This is a genomic window from Streptomyces sp. NPDC087844 (assembly GCF_044742785.1).
Classification (GTDB): domain Bacteria; phylum Actinomycetota; class Actinomycetes; order Streptomycetales; family Streptomycetaceae; genus Streptomyces.
This window is the reverse complement of sequence record NZ_JBIUVD010000009.1, coordinates 301,388-317,437: the sequence shown is the minus strand read 5'-3', so window position 1 is coordinate 317,437 and position 16,050 is coordinate 301,388. Positions and strand designations below refer to the sequence as shown.

Sequence of the window (16,050 nt, the reverse complement as noted above, 5' to 3'; positions counted from 1 at the left end):
CGCTTCGAGGTCACTCGGTGTGCCCCTGCACGAGACTGTCCCGCCAGGCCCGGTGCAGGTCCGCGAACCGGCCCGTGTCCGTGATGAGCCGGTCCGGAGTGCCGTCCTCGACGATGCGGCCGTGCTCCATGACGAGGACCCGGTCGGCGATCTCGACCGTCGAGAGACGGTGGGCGATGACCACCGCCGTACGGCCGCGCAGGACCGTGTGCATGGCCCGCTGGACGGCCCGCTCGCCGGGCACGTCCAGCGAACTGGTGGCCTCGTCGAGGATCAGGACCGCCGGGTCGGCCAGCAACGCCCGCGCGAACGCCACCAGTTGGCGCTGACCGGCCGAGATGCGCCCGCCCCTCTTGCGTACGTCCGTGTCGTAGCCGTCCGGCAGGGAGCTGATGAAGTCGTGGGCGCCGATGGCCTTCGCGGCCCGCTCGATGTCCTCGCGGGAGGCGTCGGGGCGGCCGATGGCGATGTTCTCGGCGACCGTGCCCGAGAAGAGGAAGGCCTCCTGCGTCACCATCACCACACCGCGCCGCAGCTCGGGCACGGACAGCTCGCGCAGGTCCACCCCGTCGAGGAGGACGCGGCCGGTCGTGGGGTCGTAGAAGCGGGCCAGCAGCTTGGCGAGCGTCGACTTGCCCGCGCCCGTCGAACCGACCACGGCGACGGTCTGGCCCGCCGGCAGCGTCAGCGAGAACGACGGCAGCACCTCCCCGCCCGTCCGGTACGCGAAGCGCACGTCGTCGAACACGACCTCGCGGCCCGGGAGTTCGGAGGCGGGAGCGGGCAGCGCACGAGGCCGCTGGGGCTCGGGCACCGAGGGGACCTGGGCCAGCAGACCCGCGATCTTCTCCATCGAGGCCGCCGCCGACTGGTACGCGTTGAGGAACATGCCGAGCCGGTCGATCGGGTCGTACAGACGCCGCAGGTAGAGCACCGCGGCGGCCAGCACACCCAGCGCGAGTGAACCGGACGCCACCCGGTACGCGCCCCACAGCACGATCCCCGCGACCGCCGTGTTGGCGACCAGGCGGGAGCCGACGACATAGCGGGCCATCTCCAGGATGGCGTCGCCGTTGACGCGCTCGTGGCGGCTGTTGAGCGCGTGGAAGGCCGAGTCGTTGACGGCCTCGCGGCGGAAGGCGCGGACCGGCCTGATGCCGTTCATCGTCTCCGCGAACTTCACGATGACCGCGGCGATGGCGGTCGACCTGACGGCGAAGAGCCGCCCGGCGCGGCGCCGGTAGAGCCGGATGAGGAGGTACAGCGGTAGGAACGACGCGACCGCGACCGCACCGAGACCCAGGTCCAGCCAGAGCAGCATCGTGGAGATGTAGACGAACGACAGGATGACGGTGATGAGCTCCTGGAGGCCCTCGCTGAGCAGTTCCCGCAGCGACTCGACGTCCGTCGTGGAGCGCGAGATGAGCCGGCCCGAGGTGTAGCGCTCGTGGAAGTCGACACTGAGCGCCTGCGCGTGCCGGAAGATCCTGCCGCGCAGATCCAGCAGGACGTCCTGGTTGACGCGGGCCGAGGTGAGGACGAAGCCGTACTGGAGGGCGCCGGCCGCCACCGAGCACAGCGCGTACGCCGCCGCCACCGCGATCAGCGGGCCGTGGTCGTCGACGCGGAAGGCCGGTACGGCACGGTCGATCGCGTACGCCACGAGCATCGGGCCCGCCTGCACCGCCGCCTGCTGGAGCAGCAGGAGGACGGCCGCGAGGGCGACGCGGGGCTTCATGGGCGCGAGCAGGGAGCGCAGGAGGGTGGACGTGGCGCGCGGGGGAGCGGGCAGGGCGTCGCGGTCGAAGAGATCGCCGTCCTTGGGCGGCGGGTCCGCCGGCCGCGTCGCGTCGCCGTGTGCCGGCGCGGTGGTCGTGGGCGCCGTCATCGATTCTCCCTCTCGGTCGTCTGTGTCCTTCCCGACATCAGCCAGGCGTACTCCGCGCTCGTACGCAGCAGTTCGTGGTGCGTGCCCACGGCGGTGACACGGCCCCCGGAGAGCAGCGCGACGCGGTCGGCGAGCAGGACCGTGGACGGGCGGTGGGCCACGACCAGGGCGGTCGTCCCGGCGAGGACGCGCCGCAGGGCCGCTTCGACCAGGGCCTCCGTGTGGACGTCGAGGGCGGACAGCGGATCGTCCAGGACGAGGAAGCGGGGGTTGCCGACGACCGCTCTCGCCAGGGCCAGGCGCTGGCGCTGGCCGCCGGAGAGGCTGAGGCCCTGCTCGCCGACCTGGGTGTCCGTCCCGTGGGGCAGCGCGTGGACGAAGTCGGCCTGCGCGACGGCCAGGGCACGGGCCAGCTCGCCCTCGCCCGCGGAGTCCGGCGCCCCCATGAGGACGTTCTCGCCGACCCCGGCGGAGAAGAGGGTGGGCTCTTCGAAGGCGACGGCCACGAGGGCGCGCAGTTCCTCCCTGGGCATCCTGGTGATGTCCGCGCCGTCCAGGGTGATCCGGCCCGCGGTGACCTCGTGCAGCCGGGGAACGAGCGCGGTGAGCGTGGTCTTGCCGGAGCCCGTACCGCCCACGAGGGCCATGGTCTCGCCATGACGGATGTGCAGGTCCACCCCGTCGAGCACGGGAACGCTGCCGGTCTCGGCATCGGGATACCGAAACCGCACCCCTTCGAACCGAAGCCCACCGTCGCGCGGTACGACACCGCGCACCGCACCGGCCGCCGGCACTTCGGTCGGTTCCGGCCCGGACATCGGGGTGGCCCCGGACTCCGACTCCGGGGCCGCGTCCATGACCTCGAAGTACCGTTCCGTCGCCGTCGCCGCCTCCTGGCTCATGGCCAGCAGGAAGCCGATCGACTCGACGGGCCAGCGCAGGGCGAGGGCCGTGGAGAGGAACGCGACCAGCGTGCCGGCCGACAGGGAACCGTCGGCCACCTGCACCGTGCCGAGCACGAGGGCCGCGCCGATGGCGAGTTCGGGCAGCGTCGTGATGGCGGCGAAGATGCCGGCGAGCAGACGCGCCTTCGCCAGTTCCGTGCCGCGCAGCGTCCGGGAGAGCTCCCGGAACGCCGACGCCTGACTGCGGTGGCGCCCGAACCCCTTGATGATCCGGATGCCCAGCACGCTCTCCTCGACGAGCGTCGTCAGATCACCGACCTGGTCCTGCGCCTGCCGCGCCACCCGCGAGTACCGCTTCTCGAAGAGCCAGCAGACGAGCATCACCGGTAGGGCCGGCGCGAGCAGGACCAGTCCCAGCGTCCAGTCCTGGGCCAGCATGATCAGGACACCCACGAGGATCGTCACCGAGTTGACCAGCAGGAACGTCAGCGGGAACGCGAGGAACATCCGCAGCAGCATCAGATCCGTCGTACCCCGCGACAGCAACTGCCCCGACGGCCAGCGGTCGTGGAAGGCGATGGGCAGCCGCTGCAGATGCCGGTACAGATCGGCCCGCATCGCCGCCTCGACCCCGGCGAGCGGCCGGGCGACCAGCCACCGCCGGAGCCCGAAGAGCACCGCCTCCGCGGCCCCGAGCAGCAGCAGGTACAGCGCACCGAGCCACACCCCGCCCGTGCTCCGGTCGGCCACCGGCCCGTCCACGATCCACTTCAGGACGAGCGGGATCACCAGCCCCGTACAGGAGGCGACGACCGCGACGACGGCCGCGACGGCCAGCCGTCCACGCACGGGCTTCACGTACGGCCACAGCCGCAGCAGGCCGCGTACGGCGGAACGGCTCTCGGCGGGCTCGGTCTTCTCGGTTCCCTCGGCGGGCGCAGGTGTGGTGGACATCAGCAGCGAGCCTACGTTTCGGCACTGACAACACCCACCGAGTTTTGGCCGGTCCGGCGCGGGATCGGCCTGTTCGCGGGAGTCGGCGGCAGCGGGTTGCACCCCTCCTGTGGAGGTGCCCCTCAGCCCACCACCCGCAACAGCAGCACCGCCCGCGCCGGCACGGTGATCGTCGCGCCCGCCCGGTGCGTCACGCCCGGCGCGGCCGACTGCTCCTCCCGCGAGGTGTCGACGACGACCTCGTACGACCGGGCCCACGGCGGCCCCGGCAGCACGAAGCCGGCGGGTCTGTCCCCCGCGTGCAGCACCGCGAGGAAGCTGTCGTCCGTCACGGGCACGCCCCGCGCGTCCCGCCCCGGGATGTCCCGCCCGGACAGGAACATGCCCAGCGTGCCGGCGGGCGCGTACCAGTCCCGTTCCGTCATCTCCGTGCCGTGCGCGGTGAACCACGCCAGGTCCCGCAACCCGTCGGCCGAGTGCGCCCGGCCGGAGAAGAAGGCGCGCCGCCGCAGCACGGGATGCGCGTGGCGCAGGGCGATCAGCCGGGACGTGAGGTCGAACAGGGCCCGCCAGCAGGGGTCGTCCAGCAGGCTCCAGTCGAGCCAGCTGATCTCGTTGTCCTGGCAGTACGCGTTGTTGTTGCCGCCCTGGGTGCGCCCCAGTTCGTCGCCCGCGACCAGCATCGGGACGCCCGTGGAGAGCAGCAGCGTGGTCAGCAGGTTGCGCAGCTGGCGGCGCCGCAGAGCGCGTATCCGGGCGTCCTCGGTCTCTCCCTCGGTGCCGCAGTTCCACGCGCGGTTGTCGTCGGTGCCGTCCCGGTTCCCCTCGCCGTTGGCCTCGTTGTGCTTGCGCTCGTACGACACCGTGTCCCGCAGCGTGAAACCGTCGTGGGCGGTCACGAAGTTCACCGAGGCGTACGGCCGCCGCCCGCCCCACGCGTACAGGTCGCTCGACCCGGAGAGCCGGTACCCGAGGTCCCGTACGTCCGGCAGCGCGCCCCGCCAGAAGTCCCGCACCGCGTTGCGGTAGCGGTCGTTCCACTCCGTCCACAGCGGCGGGAAGGCGCCCACCTGGTAGCCGCCGGAACCGACGTCCCACGGCTCGGCGATCAGCTTCACGCGGCGCAGCACCGGGTCCTGCGCGATGACGGCCAGGAACGGGGACAGCATGTCGACGTCGTGCATGGACCTGGCGAGTGCCGCCGCGAGGTCGAAGCGGAAGCCGTCGACGCCCATCTCCGTCACCCAGTAGCGCAGCGAGTCCGTGATGAGCCGCAGTACGTGCGGCTGGACGACGTGCAGAGTATTGCCGCAGCCCGTGTAGTCCGCGTACCGCCGGGCGTCGTCCTGCAGCCGGTAGTAGCCGCGGTTGTCGATCCCGCGCAGCGACAGCGTGGGACCCAGCTCACTCGCCTCCGCCGTGTGGTTGTAGACCACGTCGAGGATGACTTCTATCCCGGCGGCGTGCAGCGCGCGGACCATGCGCTTGAACTCGCCGACCTGCCGGCCGTTGGTCCCGGAGGCCGCGTATCCGGCGTGCGGGGCGAAGTAGCCGATCGAGTTGTAGCCCCAGTAGTTCTTCATGCCCCGGCGCAGCAGATGGTCCTCGTGCGCGAACTGGTGCACCGGCAGCAGCTCGACGGCCGTCACGCCGAGCGCCACCAGGTGCTCGATCGCCGCCGGATGCGCCAGCCCGGCGTACGTGCCCCGCAGCTCCTCCGGAATCCCCGGGTGGAGCTTGGTGAATCCCTTGACGTGCAGTTCGTAGATGACGGAGTCCGCCCACGGCGTCTTGGGGCGCCGGTCGTCGGCCCACTCGTCGCCGGGCGTGTCGTCATGGACGACCACCCCCTTGGGGACGTACGGCGCGGAGTCCCGGTCGTCGCGCACGGTGTCCGCGACCTGCTGCTGGGGCCAGTCGCGCACATGCCCGTACACCTCGGGCGGCAGGCTCCCGAACTCGTCGCGTCCGGCGCCGTCCACGGCACGGGCGTACGGGTCCAGGAGCAGTTTCGCGGGGTTCCAGCGGGCGCCGGTCCACGGGTCCCAGCGGCCGTGCACCCGGAAGCCGTACCGCTGTCCGGGGCGCACGCCGGGCACGAATCCGTGCCAGATCTCATGGGTCAGCTCGGTCAGCGGCACCCGGATCTCGACACCGTCGCCCTTGCCGCCGGTGTCGTCCGGCGTGCCGAAGAGGCAGAGTTCGACCGACTCGGCCCCGCCCGCCCACAGCGCGAAGTTGGTGCCCGAGACCCCGTCGGGCCCCGTCCGGAAGCGCGCCCCGAGGGGGGTCGGCGCACCCGGCCACACGCAGACGCCCGGCGCCGTGCGCGCCGTGCCGTTCACGGCTGGGGCCGCCTGTGCGGGCAGCCCTCCGCCGAGGGCGCGCCCCTCCCGCACCGGTTCCCGTACTGCCTCCTGCTCGGCTGCGCTCGACACCCTGGGCCCTCCCGCGGCTCGGTCGGAGCGGCACGAGGAGGACCGCGGCGTCCCGGCCGCGGTCTCCTGTCGTGGCGTCCTCCCCACTGTTCTGCCCAGAGCCGGGCTCGCACTCACGTTTCCTGAGGCGGAGGCCGAACCGGGGCACGGAATGTGAGGCGCGCGCCCGGCGTCGCCCGGCACCCGCCGAACGGACCCACTTCCCCGGGGCCCGCTCCGTCGTTGGGTCCCACGTGATGCACGCACAGAGGCGCGCGGGGCGCGCAGGGGCCGCGCTGGCCGCCGTACTGACATGGGCGGGCCTGCTGGCCGCGGCCGCGGGATGCACCTCGCACGGGGTGGACGAGATGCTGGGCAAGCCCCGCTCGCCCGAGGAGGCGATCCGGGTCTCGCCGGACGACGGCAGCAAGGCCGTACAGCCCGAGGAGGGCCTGAAGGTCCGGGTGCCGGCCGGGCGCCTGGAGTCCGTGAAGGTCGTGAAGTCCCAGGACGCGCAGGAGTCCCCGGTGCCCGGCTCGATCGGCCAGGACGGCGCGACCTGGCGGCCCGACGACGCGAAGCTCGCGCTGGCCGCCAAGTACACGGTGGACGCGGTCGCGCTCGACGCCCACGGCCGGCGGGTGGCCCGCCACGTGACGTTCACGACGTACGTCCCCGACGAGCGGTTCATCGGATACGTCATGCCGGAGAACCGCTCCACGGTCGGCACCGGCATGATCGTGTCCCTGGAGTTCAACCGCGGGATCGAGAACCGGGCGGCGGTCGAGCGCGCGATCCGCGTGACCTCCGTACCGAAGGCGGAGATCGCCCCGCACTGGTTCGGCGAGGACCGCCTCGACTTCCGGCCCGAGACCTACTGGAAGCCCGGCACCAGGGTCACCGTCGACCTGCGGCTGCGGGACGTCGAGGCGGCCCCCGGCGTGTACGGGCTGCAGTACAGGACCTTCTCCTTCACGGTCGGCCGCAGCCAGACCAGCGTCGTCGACGCCGCCGCCCACACCATGCGGGTGAGCCGCGACGGAGAACTCCTGTCCACGGTGCCGATCACCGCGGGAGCCCCCGGCAACACCACGTACAACGGGAGGATGGTGGTCACCGAGATGCTGGAGGTGACCCGGATGAACGGGGCCACCGTCGGCTTCAAACGGGCCGACGGCAAGGGCGAGTACGACATCCCCGACGTCCCGCACGCGATGCGCCTCACCTCCTCCGGGACCTTCCTGCACGGCAACTACTGGGCCAAGGGCGTGTTCGGCACGGCCAATGTCAGCCACGGCTGCGTGGGACTGCGCGATGTGAAGGGCGGCAGCTCCGCGACCCCGGCGGGCTGGTTCTTCGACCGCAGCCTCATCGGTGACGTCGTCGAGGTCGTCCACAGCAACGACAGGAAGGTCGCCCCCGACAACGGCCTCGGTGGGTGGAACATGGGCTGGAAAGCCTGGAAAGCGGGCTCAGCGGTGAAGTAGCCCGACATAGGGGTACGCACAGGTAGGGCCCCGGTCGCGCTCCCGGCTCCAGCGGTTGGGACTGAACGGTGACATTCCCGGGAGGTCATCTCTCCTGGCAGTGTGATTAATTAGCGCGATGCGTGCGCGGGACGCGCCGTAGTACGGGCCTGAACAGGCCGTGCGAGGGGAGAACGAACTTGAACGGGCGACCGATATCGGGGGCGTCGGTTGGCGCGCGGACACGAAACGGCAAGGGGGCCCTGGCACTTGTGCTGGGGGTGCTGCTGCTTCTCGTGACCGCGTGCGGCGGAGGAGGCGGGGAGTCGGACGCCGGGTCCGGCGGGGACAAGGGCAAGGATTCCGGCCGGGCGGACACCAAGGTGTCGCAGGCGGCGGTGACCATAGCGCCGAAGGACGGTGCCGACGCCGTCAGGACCAGCGGCGCACTGAAGGTGACGGCGGCCAAGGGCAAGCTGACCGAGGTGAAGGTCGAGGACACCAAGGGCAACCCGGTCGAGGGGAAGATCACCGGCGGGGGCGCGAGCTGGACGCCCGCCGCGCATCTCGCGGCCTCGACCAAGTACAAGGTCCACGCGGTGGCGAAGGACTCCGAGGGCCGTGAGGCCGCCGAGGAGTCCGCGTTCACCACGCTGACCCCGAAGAACACGTTCGTCGGGATCTTCACACCCGAGGACGGTTCCAAGGTCGGCGTCGGGATGCCCTTCTCGGTGCGCTTCACCCGGGGCATCACGCATCCCGAGGACATCGAGAAGGCGATCAGGATAAAGACCGAGCCGGCGGTCGACGTCGAGGGCCACTGGTTCGGCAACGACCGCCTGGACTTCCGCCCGGAGAAGTACTGGAAGTCCGGTACGAAGGTCACCGTCACCCTGAACCTCGACGGCGTCGAGGGCAGGCCGGGCGTCTACGGCGAGCAGGCCAAGACCGTGAAGTTCACGATCGGCCGCAGCCAGGTCTCCACCGTCGACGTCAAGACCAAGAAGATGACCGTCAAGCGCGACGGCAAGGTCATCAAGACCGTCCCGGTCACGACGGGCAAGGCGGGTTACGAGACCTGGAACGGCCAGATGGTCATCAGCGAGCGCCTCAGGGTGACCCGTATGAACGGCGAGACGGTCGGCTACGGCGGCGAGTACGACATCAAGGACGTGCCCGACGCGATGCGCCTGTCCGACTCGGGCACGTTCATCCACGGCAACTACTGGGGCGGCGACGCCTTCGGCAACTACAACGCCAGCCACGGCTGCATCGGCCTGCGCGACCAGCGCGGCGGCGGTGACCGGGGCGCCCCGGCCGCGTGGTTCTTCGACCGCTCGATCGTCGGCGACGTGGTGATCGTGAAGAACTCCGACGACCGGATCATCGACCCGGACAACGGCTTCAACGGCTGGAACATGTCGTGGGAGAAGTGGACGGCGTGACCTCGCGCTGACCGGGCGCCGTCGACCGCGGCGCCGTCCTTCCCGAGGCCGTACGGCCCCGGTGCGCTCCTGTGTGACGGAGCACACCGGGGCCGTTGCCGTTAGCCTTCGTTAACCTCCTCCCATGACCGTCACTCTCGAAGTCGCCGAAGGCGTCGGCACGATCCGCCTCGACCGTCCGCCCATGAACGCGCTGGACGTCGCCACACAGGACCGGCTCAAGGAACTCGCCGAGGAGGCCACCCGCCGCGAGGACGTGCGGGCCGTGATCCTCTACGGCGGCGAGAAGGTGTTCGCGGCGGGCGCGGACATCAAGGAGATGCAGGCCATGGACCACGCGGCCATGGTCGTACGCTCCCGGGCCCTCCAGGACTCCTTCACCGCCGTCACCCGTATCCCCAAGCCGGTCGTCGCCGCGGTCACCGGCTACGCACTGGGCGGCGGCTGCGAACTGGCGCTCTGCGCCGACTTCAGGATCGCCGCGGACAACGCCAAGCTGGGCCAGCCGGAGATCCTCCTCGGCCTGATCCCGGGCGCCGGCGGCACCCAGCGCCTGTCCCGGCTGATCGGCCCCTCCCGCGCGAAGGACCTCATCTTCACCGGCCGCATGGTCAAGGCCGACGAGGCCCTGTCGCTCGGCCTGGTGGACCGGGTCGTACCGGCGGCCGACGTGTACACCGAGGCACACGCCTGGGCCGCGAAACTCGCGAAGGGGCCGGCGCTCGCGCTGCGCGCGGCCAAGGAGTCCGTCGACGTCGGCCTGGAGACGGACATCGAGACCGGGCTCGCGGTCGAACGCAACTGGTTCGCGGGTCTGTTCGCGACGGAGGACCGGGAGTCGGGGATGCGGAGTTTCGTCGAGGAGGGACCGGGCAAGGCGAAGTTCCGCTGAAGCGGCGGATGTTGCGTAACCGGCCCGGTCAACTTTCTGTTGACACGATGTATCACCCGTGAGCGTGGAGGTTCCCTCGCAGGGGCGGTTTGTCAGACCCATGAGGCAGGCTTACGGGTGTCCCCTCGGGGAGCGCGGGCGATTGCCCCGAACACCGCTGTCGGAGCAGGCCAGATGGGGTGTATGGGCCGTTGTGATGCCGATGGCATATGTCGATCGGCTGATGCGGAACAATAGCCTCCGGAGGGCGCATTCCTCCGGAACACCCCCGGAGAAGCCCCTCCGGGGGCCATGATGGGGGCATGGCGGGGCTGGAGGGTATCGAACAGCCGCGGCGGCACGGGAGTGCGACCGCGGCGCGCTGGTCGCCTGCTGTCGAGGACGAACACGCGCTGAAGGCGCTGGAACTGTTCGGCAACCCCACCGAGGCGGAGGTGCCGCTGCCGTCCCGGCCGGAGTCGGCGGCCACGGCTCGCCGGCTGACCCAGGTCGTGGTGCTCCGCCAGTGGGGCCTCTCGCCGAAGATGACCGAGGACGCCGTGTTACTGGTCTCGGAACTCGTGGGCAATGCCGTGCGGCATACCGGGGCGCGGGTCTTCGGGCTCCGGATGCGCCGCCGGCGCGGGTGGATCCGGGTCGAGGTCCGTGACCCCTCGCGTGGGTTGCCCTGTCTGATGCCGGTCCAGGACATGGACGTCAGTGGCCGGGGCCTGTTCCTGGTGGACAAGCTGTCCGACCGCTGGGGGGTCGACTTGCTCCCGCGGGGCAAGACGACATGGTTCGAAATGAGAGTGGCGGACCGCTAGGACTTTTCCTCGCCCCCGCCGCCCCTACCCTCCCCGTCACCGCATGGGGGCTGCGCCCCCTCGCCCCCCCTCATCGCGCTTGCGCGCTCGTCCTCAAACGCCGGACGGGCTGGTCTTTCAGCCCCTCCGGCGTTTGAGGAGCGGGGGTTCGGGGGCGGAGCCCCCATGCGTGGACGGGAACGGGTAGGGGCGGCGGGGGCGAGGAAGCCCCCGCGGCAACCCCACCCACGGACACGCCGCCATACGAGTGAGGGTCCGCCCCCGGAGCAACCCCCACCAGGATCGTGCTCCCATGACCACAACCCGCTGGAAGCGCCACGCCACCACCCTCGCCTTCACCCTGACCGCCGTCCTCACCACCTCCGCCGCGACACCCCCCACCGAGACCCCCACCAAGCCCACGGCGAAGGCGGCAGCCGCCCCCGCCTGCCCCCGGTACGCGGACCCCGTCCACGCCGCCGCCGACCACCGCGTGGACATCGACCGCATCACACCGGACCCCGCCTGGCGCACCAGCTGCGGCACGCTCTACCGCAGCGACGGCCGCGGCCCGGCGGTCGTCTTCGAGCAGGGCTTCCTGCCGAAGGACGTCGTCAACGGCCAGTACGACATCGAGCAGTACGTCCTGGTCAACCAGCCCTCTCCGTACGTCTCCACGAGCTACGACCACGACCTCTACAAGACGTGGTGGAAGAGCGGCTACAACTACTACATCGACGCCCCGGGCGGCGTGGACGTCAACAAGACCATCGGTGACACCCACAAGTGGGCCGACCAGGTCGAGGTCGCCTTCCCGGGCGGTATCGCGCGGCAGTACATCATCGGCGTCTGCCCCGTCGACAAGAAGACCAAGACCGAGATCATGAGCGACTGCGAGAGCAACCCGCACTACGAGCCCTGGCACTGACCCCGGCACTGACCCCGGCGCCGCCTGCGGCACTGAGCGGACTCCTCGGCAACGCCGACCGGGCCGCTGCCCGCGCACACCGAGGAGTTCGCCTGGGTGGTCGCCGCGCTGCGCGCCGGAGCGGAACGTTAATCTGACCTCGTCAGTGAAGCACCACGAAGGGGCGGGGTCCGGTGGCGGACATCGAGGAAGCACGCAAGGCGTTCGAGCGCATCGACGTGGACGGGGACGGCTACATCACCGCCGCCGAGTTCAAGAAGGCCCTGGCCCAGGGCGGGGACTGGAACGTCACGGAGTCGGTGGCCGAGGCAGTCATCGGCGCCCAGGACCTCAACGGCGACAAGCTGCTCTCGTTCGACGAGTTCTGGGCCCACGTCAACAGGTGACGTGAGCGGCAGGGGCGCCCACCGGTTCACGGAGGGCGCCCCTTCGTCGTGTTCGCCCATCCGAGTGCGGCTCGGAATAGCCCGGTACGACCAGGGGTTGGTCCATCGCACCAGGAGTTTCCCACCCCTCGAAGGGCGAGTCCCCCATGAAGATCGGCATCATCGGAGCAGGGAACATCGGCGGCAACCTCACCCGCCGCCTCACCGCACTCGGGCACGACGTGTACGTGGCCAACTCCCGCGGCCCGCAGACGCTCACCGCGCTGGCGGAGGAGACGGGGGCCACCCCCGTCACCGTCGAGGAGGCCCCCCGGGGCGCCGAGATCGTCGTCGTCACGATCCCCCTGAAGGCGATCCCCGACCTGCCGTCCGGCCTGCTCGACCAGGCGGCCGACGGGGTGACCGTCATCGACACCGGCAACTACTACCCGCAGCGGGACGGCAGGATCGCCGCGATCCTGGACGAGGGGCTGACGGAGTCCCGCTGGACGGCCCAGCACCTCGGCCACACGGTCGTCAAGGCCTTCAACGGCACCTACGCGCAGGACATCCTGGACCGCCCCCGCCCGGCCGGCGCCCCCGACCGCGTCGCCCTCCCGGTGGCGGCCGACGACGCGACCGCCAAGCAGGTCGTACGCGCCCTCATCGACGAACTCGGCTTCGACACCGTGGACGCGGGCGACCTCGACGACTCCTGGCGCCAGCAACCCGGCACGCCCGTCTACGGCCTCCAGGAGGGTGTGGACGGGGTGGCGAAGGCCCTGGCCGAGGCATCCAGGGAACGCACCCCGGACTTCACCGCATAACCCCCGCCCCTCGCCCCCACGCCCTTCGCTCAGACGATCTCCAGCGGCAGGTGCGGCCCGGCCGGCAGTTCGACCTCGACGGGGTCTCCGGGCCGCACCGGCCCGCCGACGACGACCACACTCATGATCCCGGCCCTGAACCGGGGCCTTCCGTCCTCGCCCCGCCCCACGACCTCTTTCATGAGCCCCTTCCGAAAGGTGTCGATCTGCGCACAGGGATTGCGCAGCCCGGTGACCTCCACCACGGCCTCGTCCCCGAGTCGCAGCAGGGTCCCGGCGGGCAGTCCCAGGAGATCGACGCCCCGAGTGGTGACGTTCTCCCCGAGCTGCCCGGCCGAGACCTCGAACCCGGCGGAGCGGACCTCGTCGAACAACTCCTCATGGATGAGGTGCACCTGCCGCAGATTGGGCTGCGAGGCATCCTTGCGCATCCGGAACCGATGCCTGACGGTCACCCCGGCATGCACATCCCCCTCGACCCCGAGCCCCGCGAGCAGCGTGATGCTCTCCCGGTTCGGCTTGCTGAACGAGTACGTCCCCTTACTGCTGACCGCAGCAACGCTCCCGCCCATACGGCGCGGCTCCCCTCGTCCCGAACTGTTCGTTCGCACGCCTCAGGCGTCCTCGGCCCATTCTCGCAGGGCCGCCTTGCTGGAGAAATCGGCGACGTTCTTGTCCAGCGGGTCGTCCGTGTACTGGTGGAAGCGCCACTTCGCCTGGATGCGGGGCTTGCCCGAGGCCACGTAGTCGGCGATCCAGAGGCCGTCACCCGCGTACGAGGTGTCGTCGACATTCAGCCAGTAGTTCCGGTTGCAATAGAGGACGACCCGGTTGTTCGGCCGCAGTTCCCGCACCTTGCGGATGAAGCGGTCCTTCTCGGCGTTGCTGGCGTGGGTTCCTTCCCCCGTCGTCTCCCAGTCCACGGCGAGGATGTCGCCGGCCTTCTCCGGGGCCTTGCTGACGAAGTACTCGGCCTGGGCCGTGAGGTTGCCGGGCCACAGGAAGTGGTAGAAACCCACCACGCAACCGGCGTCCCTGGCCCGCTTCGTCTGCGCGCTCAGCTTCGGGTTGACGTACGTCCGGCCTTCCGTGGCCTTGACGAAGACGAAGGACAGGCCCTCGGTGCTGTACGAGGACGACTGGTAGGCACTTACGTCGATGCCGCGCAACATGCGTGACTCCTTGGTGCTGGGGTGGCCGGAAACACGGATCGTGCTTCCTGGGGCCTGTGGGGGGCAATCCCCTTTGTGGTTCCCGCACTTGGCCCGCACTACCCTCACGCGCGCCATCGCCTGGGAGACCGCGCCGGAGCACGCGCCCCCCCAGGACAGGCCCTGAGGCCTCAGCACTCGATGATGTTCACAGCCAGCCCACCCCGCGCCGTCTCCTTGTACGTGACGGGCATGTCGGCTTCCTGTGGTCATGGCGCTGACCTGGTGTTTTTGCTCGACAAGCGCGGCTCGCGTGGCGCCGGGGACTTTTCGGGGGACTTCTTGCCGATGCTTACCTGCAAGGTATCTGGTGGCGCGCGACATCCGTTGTGCAGGGCGAATCTAGAACGGTGTTGACGTTTGGGCCAGCATCCGCCCGGGCCATCGAACCGGCGGCCCCGGTAGAACGGCCTGTCCGCCAAGACGAGTCGTTCAGAACCAGGAGCTCCGCTGTCTGGTCAGTGTGACGGCAGGCGGAACTGATTCCCTCGCATCTCATGTCCGGTGGTGGTGTGAAAGTAGGTTAGTTCTGATCAGGTGCCGGGCCACCGCCGCCGTGGGCAGGTTCGTGTTGGCGCGAGGCACAGTCGGCATCACGGATGCGTCCACGACCAGGCAGTTGTCCAGACCGCGCACCCGACCGTCCGGGTCGGTGACCGCTTTCTCACTTGTGCCCATGGCGCATGTGCCGACGGGATGCCAGTAGTGGCCGTGGGACTCGCGTACCCACGCGGCGAGATCGACCGGACCGGGTGACAGTTCCGTGCCGATGAGTGCGCGCAGTTCCGGTGTCGAGGCCAGGGTGCGGACCAGGCCGATGCCGTCCAGCAGGACCCGCAGGTCCCGCTCATCGGTCAGGAAAGCGTGCCGGATCAGCGGGGGGACCGCGGGATCGCGGGACCGGAGGCGGACTTCGCCGCGGGAGCGCGGTGTCAGACAGGCGACCGGCAGCACCCAGCGCCACTCTCGGCCTTCGAACGGCGTTTCCGACACGGGGAACACATGAAGGTCGAACGCGTCGGTCGCCTGACCGGACCTCGCCTTGACGAGCACCGGCTCGTCGGCGACCTGGGCCTTGGTCAGCCAGCGGCACATGGCGCGGGCCAGTTCGGGAGAGCCGGTGAACTCGACATCGGCCGTGGGCTGATCGTGCAGGTTGGCGCCGACACCGGGCAGCGGCACCACGGGCGTGATACCGAGGGCCGCCAACGCATCGGGCGGGCCGACTCCGGAGCGCAGCAGGACCGCGGGCGAACCAAAGGTGCCAGCGGCCAGCACGACGAGGTCCGCGCCGAGGTTTTCACCGTCGGCCAGCCTCACTCCCGTAACGCGGTCACCGGCCAACAACAGCCGGTCGACGACACGGTCCGCCAGCACCGTGACGGCATCGCGGACGTCGTCGAGGAAGGAGAAGGCCGAGTTACGCCGGATGCCCCCCCGGGTGGTGCTCGGCACGGTCCCCACACCCTCGTCGTCGTCCAGGTCGTTGACGTCGGGCTGGAACGGGAATCCGGCCGCGATGGCGGCGTCCAGGCACGCGCGCTGGAACGGCGTGGTCTCCTCGGGCGTCGTCGTGCGCACGCGGAAGCGTTTGCTGACTGCGGCGAGTTCCACCCGCATCACCTCGGCGGACCAGCCCGCGAGCTGCCAGCCGTCGTAGTCTGCGCGGCTCCCCCAACTGGCGACGCAGCCGTTGACCGACGAGGACCCGCCGATGACGCGCCCGCGGTCCAGCGCGAGCGTGCGGCCGTTCGGCAGTGTCTCGGTGAGCTGCCAGTCGTGGCTGGTAGGCAGCGACCACGGCGCCAGCAGGTCGGCGGGCCAGTTGCCGTCGGCCAGCGCGCCGAAGTCAGGGCCCGCTTCGACCAAGATCACGGACCGGCCGGCGCGCACCGCCTCACTGGCGGCGACGCATCCGGCTGTGCCGCCGCCGAGGACGACTACATCTGCTGTGCGCAACGCATACC

13 protein-coding genes are annotated in these 16,050 nt (G+C 70.6%); 7 read left to right on the top strand and 6 right to left on the bottom strand.

The window, feature by feature from the left end:
* Positions 1-10 precede the first annotated feature (10 nt).
* The 3 genes from ACIOKD_RS20420 to glgX all read right to left on the bottom strand — a co-directional run bounded on the left by ACIOKD_RS20420 (position 11) and on the right by glgX (position 6,185).
* On the bottom strand, positions 11-1,888 hold the full coding sequence (locus ACIOKD_RS20420) for an ABC transporter ATP-binding protein (protein WP_402085674.1): 1,878 nt from the start codon (positions 1,886-1,888) through the stop codon (positions 11-13).
* Positions 1,885-3,747, bottom strand: a complete 1,863-nt coding sequence (locus tag ACIOKD_RS20415) for an ABC transporter ATP-binding protein (RefSeq protein WP_402085672.1) — start codon at positions 3,745-3,747, stop codon at positions 1,885-1,887. The genes ACIOKD_RS20420 and ACIOKD_RS20415 overlap by 4 nt, the downstream gene beginning before the upstream one ends.
* A 122-nt stretch (positions 3,748-3,869) precedes the next feature.
* Positions 3,870-6,185 carry a glycogen debranching protein GlgX gene (glgX, locus tag ACIOKD_RS20410; RefSeq protein ID WP_402085669.1) on the bottom strand — a complete coding sequence of 772 codons (2,316 nt, stop codon included), beginning with the start codon at positions 6,183-6,185 and terminating at the stop codon, positions 3,870-3,872.
* Positions 6,186-6,418: 233 nt separating this feature from the next.
* On the opposite strand from glgX, the gene ACIOKD_RS20405 reads away from it, so the two are divergent.
* From ACIOKD_RS20405 to ACIOKD_RS20375, 7 genes are all read left to right on the top strand, one after another.
* Positions 6,419-7,651 (top strand): Ig-like domain-containing protein, encoded by a 1,233-nt coding sequence (locus ACIOKD_RS20405; protein ID WP_402085666.1) that lies wholly within the window; start codon positions 6,419-6,421, stop codon positions 7,649-7,651.
* A 179-nt stretch (positions 7,652-7,830) separates the two neighbouring features.
* Positions 7,831-9,075, top strand: a complete 1,245-nt coding sequence (locus tag ACIOKD_RS20400; RefSeq protein WP_402085662.1) for an Ig-like domain-containing protein — start codon at positions 7,831-7,833, stop codon at positions 9,073-9,075.
* 124 nt (positions 9,076-9,199) lie between these two features.
* Positions 9,200-9,967: an enoyl-CoA hydratase/isomerase family protein gene (locus ACIOKD_RS20395; RefSeq protein WP_402085660.1), complete on the top strand. Its 768-nt coding sequence runs from the start codon at positions 9,200-9,202 to the stop codon at positions 9,965-9,967.
* Positions 9,968-10,269: 302 nt separating this feature from the next.
* On the top strand, positions 10,270-10,773 hold the full coding sequence (locus ACIOKD_RS20390; protein WP_107021845.1) for an ATP-binding protein: 504 nt from the start codon (positions 10,270-10,272) through the stop codon (positions 10,771-10,773).
* Positions 10,774-11,065: 292 nt separating this feature from the next.
* The gene (locus ACIOKD_RS20385; RefSeq protein ID WP_402085657.1) at positions 11,066-11,680 is read left to right on the top strand and encodes an ADP-ribosyltransferase; all 615 of its coding nucleotides are present in this window, start codon (positions 11,066-11,068) and stop codon (positions 11,678-11,680) included.
* 173 nt (positions 11,681-11,853) lie between these two features.
* Complete coding sequence (locus ACIOKD_RS20380; RefSeq protein WP_328499208.1) at positions 11,854-12,066, top strand: EF-hand domain-containing protein; 213 nt, start codon at positions 11,854-11,856, stop codon at positions 12,064-12,066.
* Between the two features lie 146 nt (positions 12,067-12,212).
* A complete protein-coding gene (locus tag ACIOKD_RS20375) occupies positions 12,213-12,872 on the top strand; it encodes an NADPH-dependent F420 reductase (protein ID WP_402085655.1) in 660 nt (219 codons plus the stop codon).
* Between the two features lie 29 nt (positions 12,873-12,901).
* Here the strand turns inward: ACIOKD_RS20375 and ACIOKD_RS20370 are convergent, their stop codons facing one another.
* From ACIOKD_RS20370 to ACIOKD_RS20360, 3 genes are all read right to left on the bottom strand, one after another.
* On the bottom strand, positions 12,902-13,444 hold the full coding sequence (locus ACIOKD_RS20370; RefSeq protein ID WP_402085653.1) for an MOSC domain-containing protein: 543 nt from the start codon (positions 13,442-13,444) through the stop codon (positions 12,902-12,904).
* A 42-nt stretch (positions 13,445-13,486) separates the two neighbouring features.
* A complete protein-coding gene (locus tag ACIOKD_RS20365; protein ID WP_402085650.1) occupies positions 13,487-14,044 on the bottom strand; it encodes a glycoside hydrolase family 25 protein in 558 nt (185 codons plus the stop codon).
* A gap of 534 nt (positions 14,045-14,578) precedes the next feature.
* Positions 14,579-16,042 carry a GMC family oxidoreductase gene (locus ACIOKD_RS20360; RefSeq protein ID WP_402085647.1) on the bottom strand — a complete coding sequence of 488 codons (1,464 nt, stop codon included), beginning with the start codon at positions 16,040-16,042 and terminating at the stop codon, positions 14,579-14,581.
* Positions 16,043-16,050 lie beyond the last annotated feature (8 nt).

What these genes read in the sequence shown, in the direction of transcription:
- ACIOKD_RS20390 (WP_107021845.1), top strand. Translation starts at nt 10,270, where the DNA reads ATGGCGGGGCTGGAGGGTATCGAACAGCCGCGGCGGCACGGGAGTGCG.
- ACIOKD_RS20420 (WP_402085674.1), bottom strand. Translation starts at nt 1,888, where the DNA reads ATGACGGCGCCCACGACCACCGCGCCGGCACACGGCGACGCGACGCGG.
- ACIOKD_RS20370 (WP_402085653.1), bottom strand. Translation starts at nt 13,444, where the DNA reads ATGGGCGGGAGCGTTGCTGCGGTCAGCAGTAAGGGGACGTACTCGTTC.
- ACIOKD_RS20375 (WP_402085655.1), top strand. Translation starts at nt 12,213, where the DNA reads ATGAAGATCGGCATCATCGGAGCAGGGAACATCGGCGGCAACCTCACC.
- ACIOKD_RS20365 (WP_402085650.1), bottom strand. Translation starts at nt 14,044, where the DNA reads ATGTTGCGCGGCATCGACGTAAGTGCCTACCAGTCGTCCTCGTACAGC.
- ACIOKD_RS20415 (WP_402085672.1), bottom strand. Translation starts at nt 3,747, where the DNA reads ATGTCCACCACACCTGCGCCCGCCGAGGGAACCGAGAAGACCGAGCCC.
- ACIOKD_RS20385 (WP_402085657.1), top strand. Translation starts at nt 11,066, where the DNA reads ATGACCACAACCCGCTGGAAGCGCCACGCCACCACCCTCGCCTTCACC.
- ACIOKD_RS20395 (WP_402085660.1), top strand. Translation starts at nt 9,200, where the DNA reads ATGACCGTCACTCTCGAAGTCGCCGAAGGCGTCGGCACGATCCGCCTC.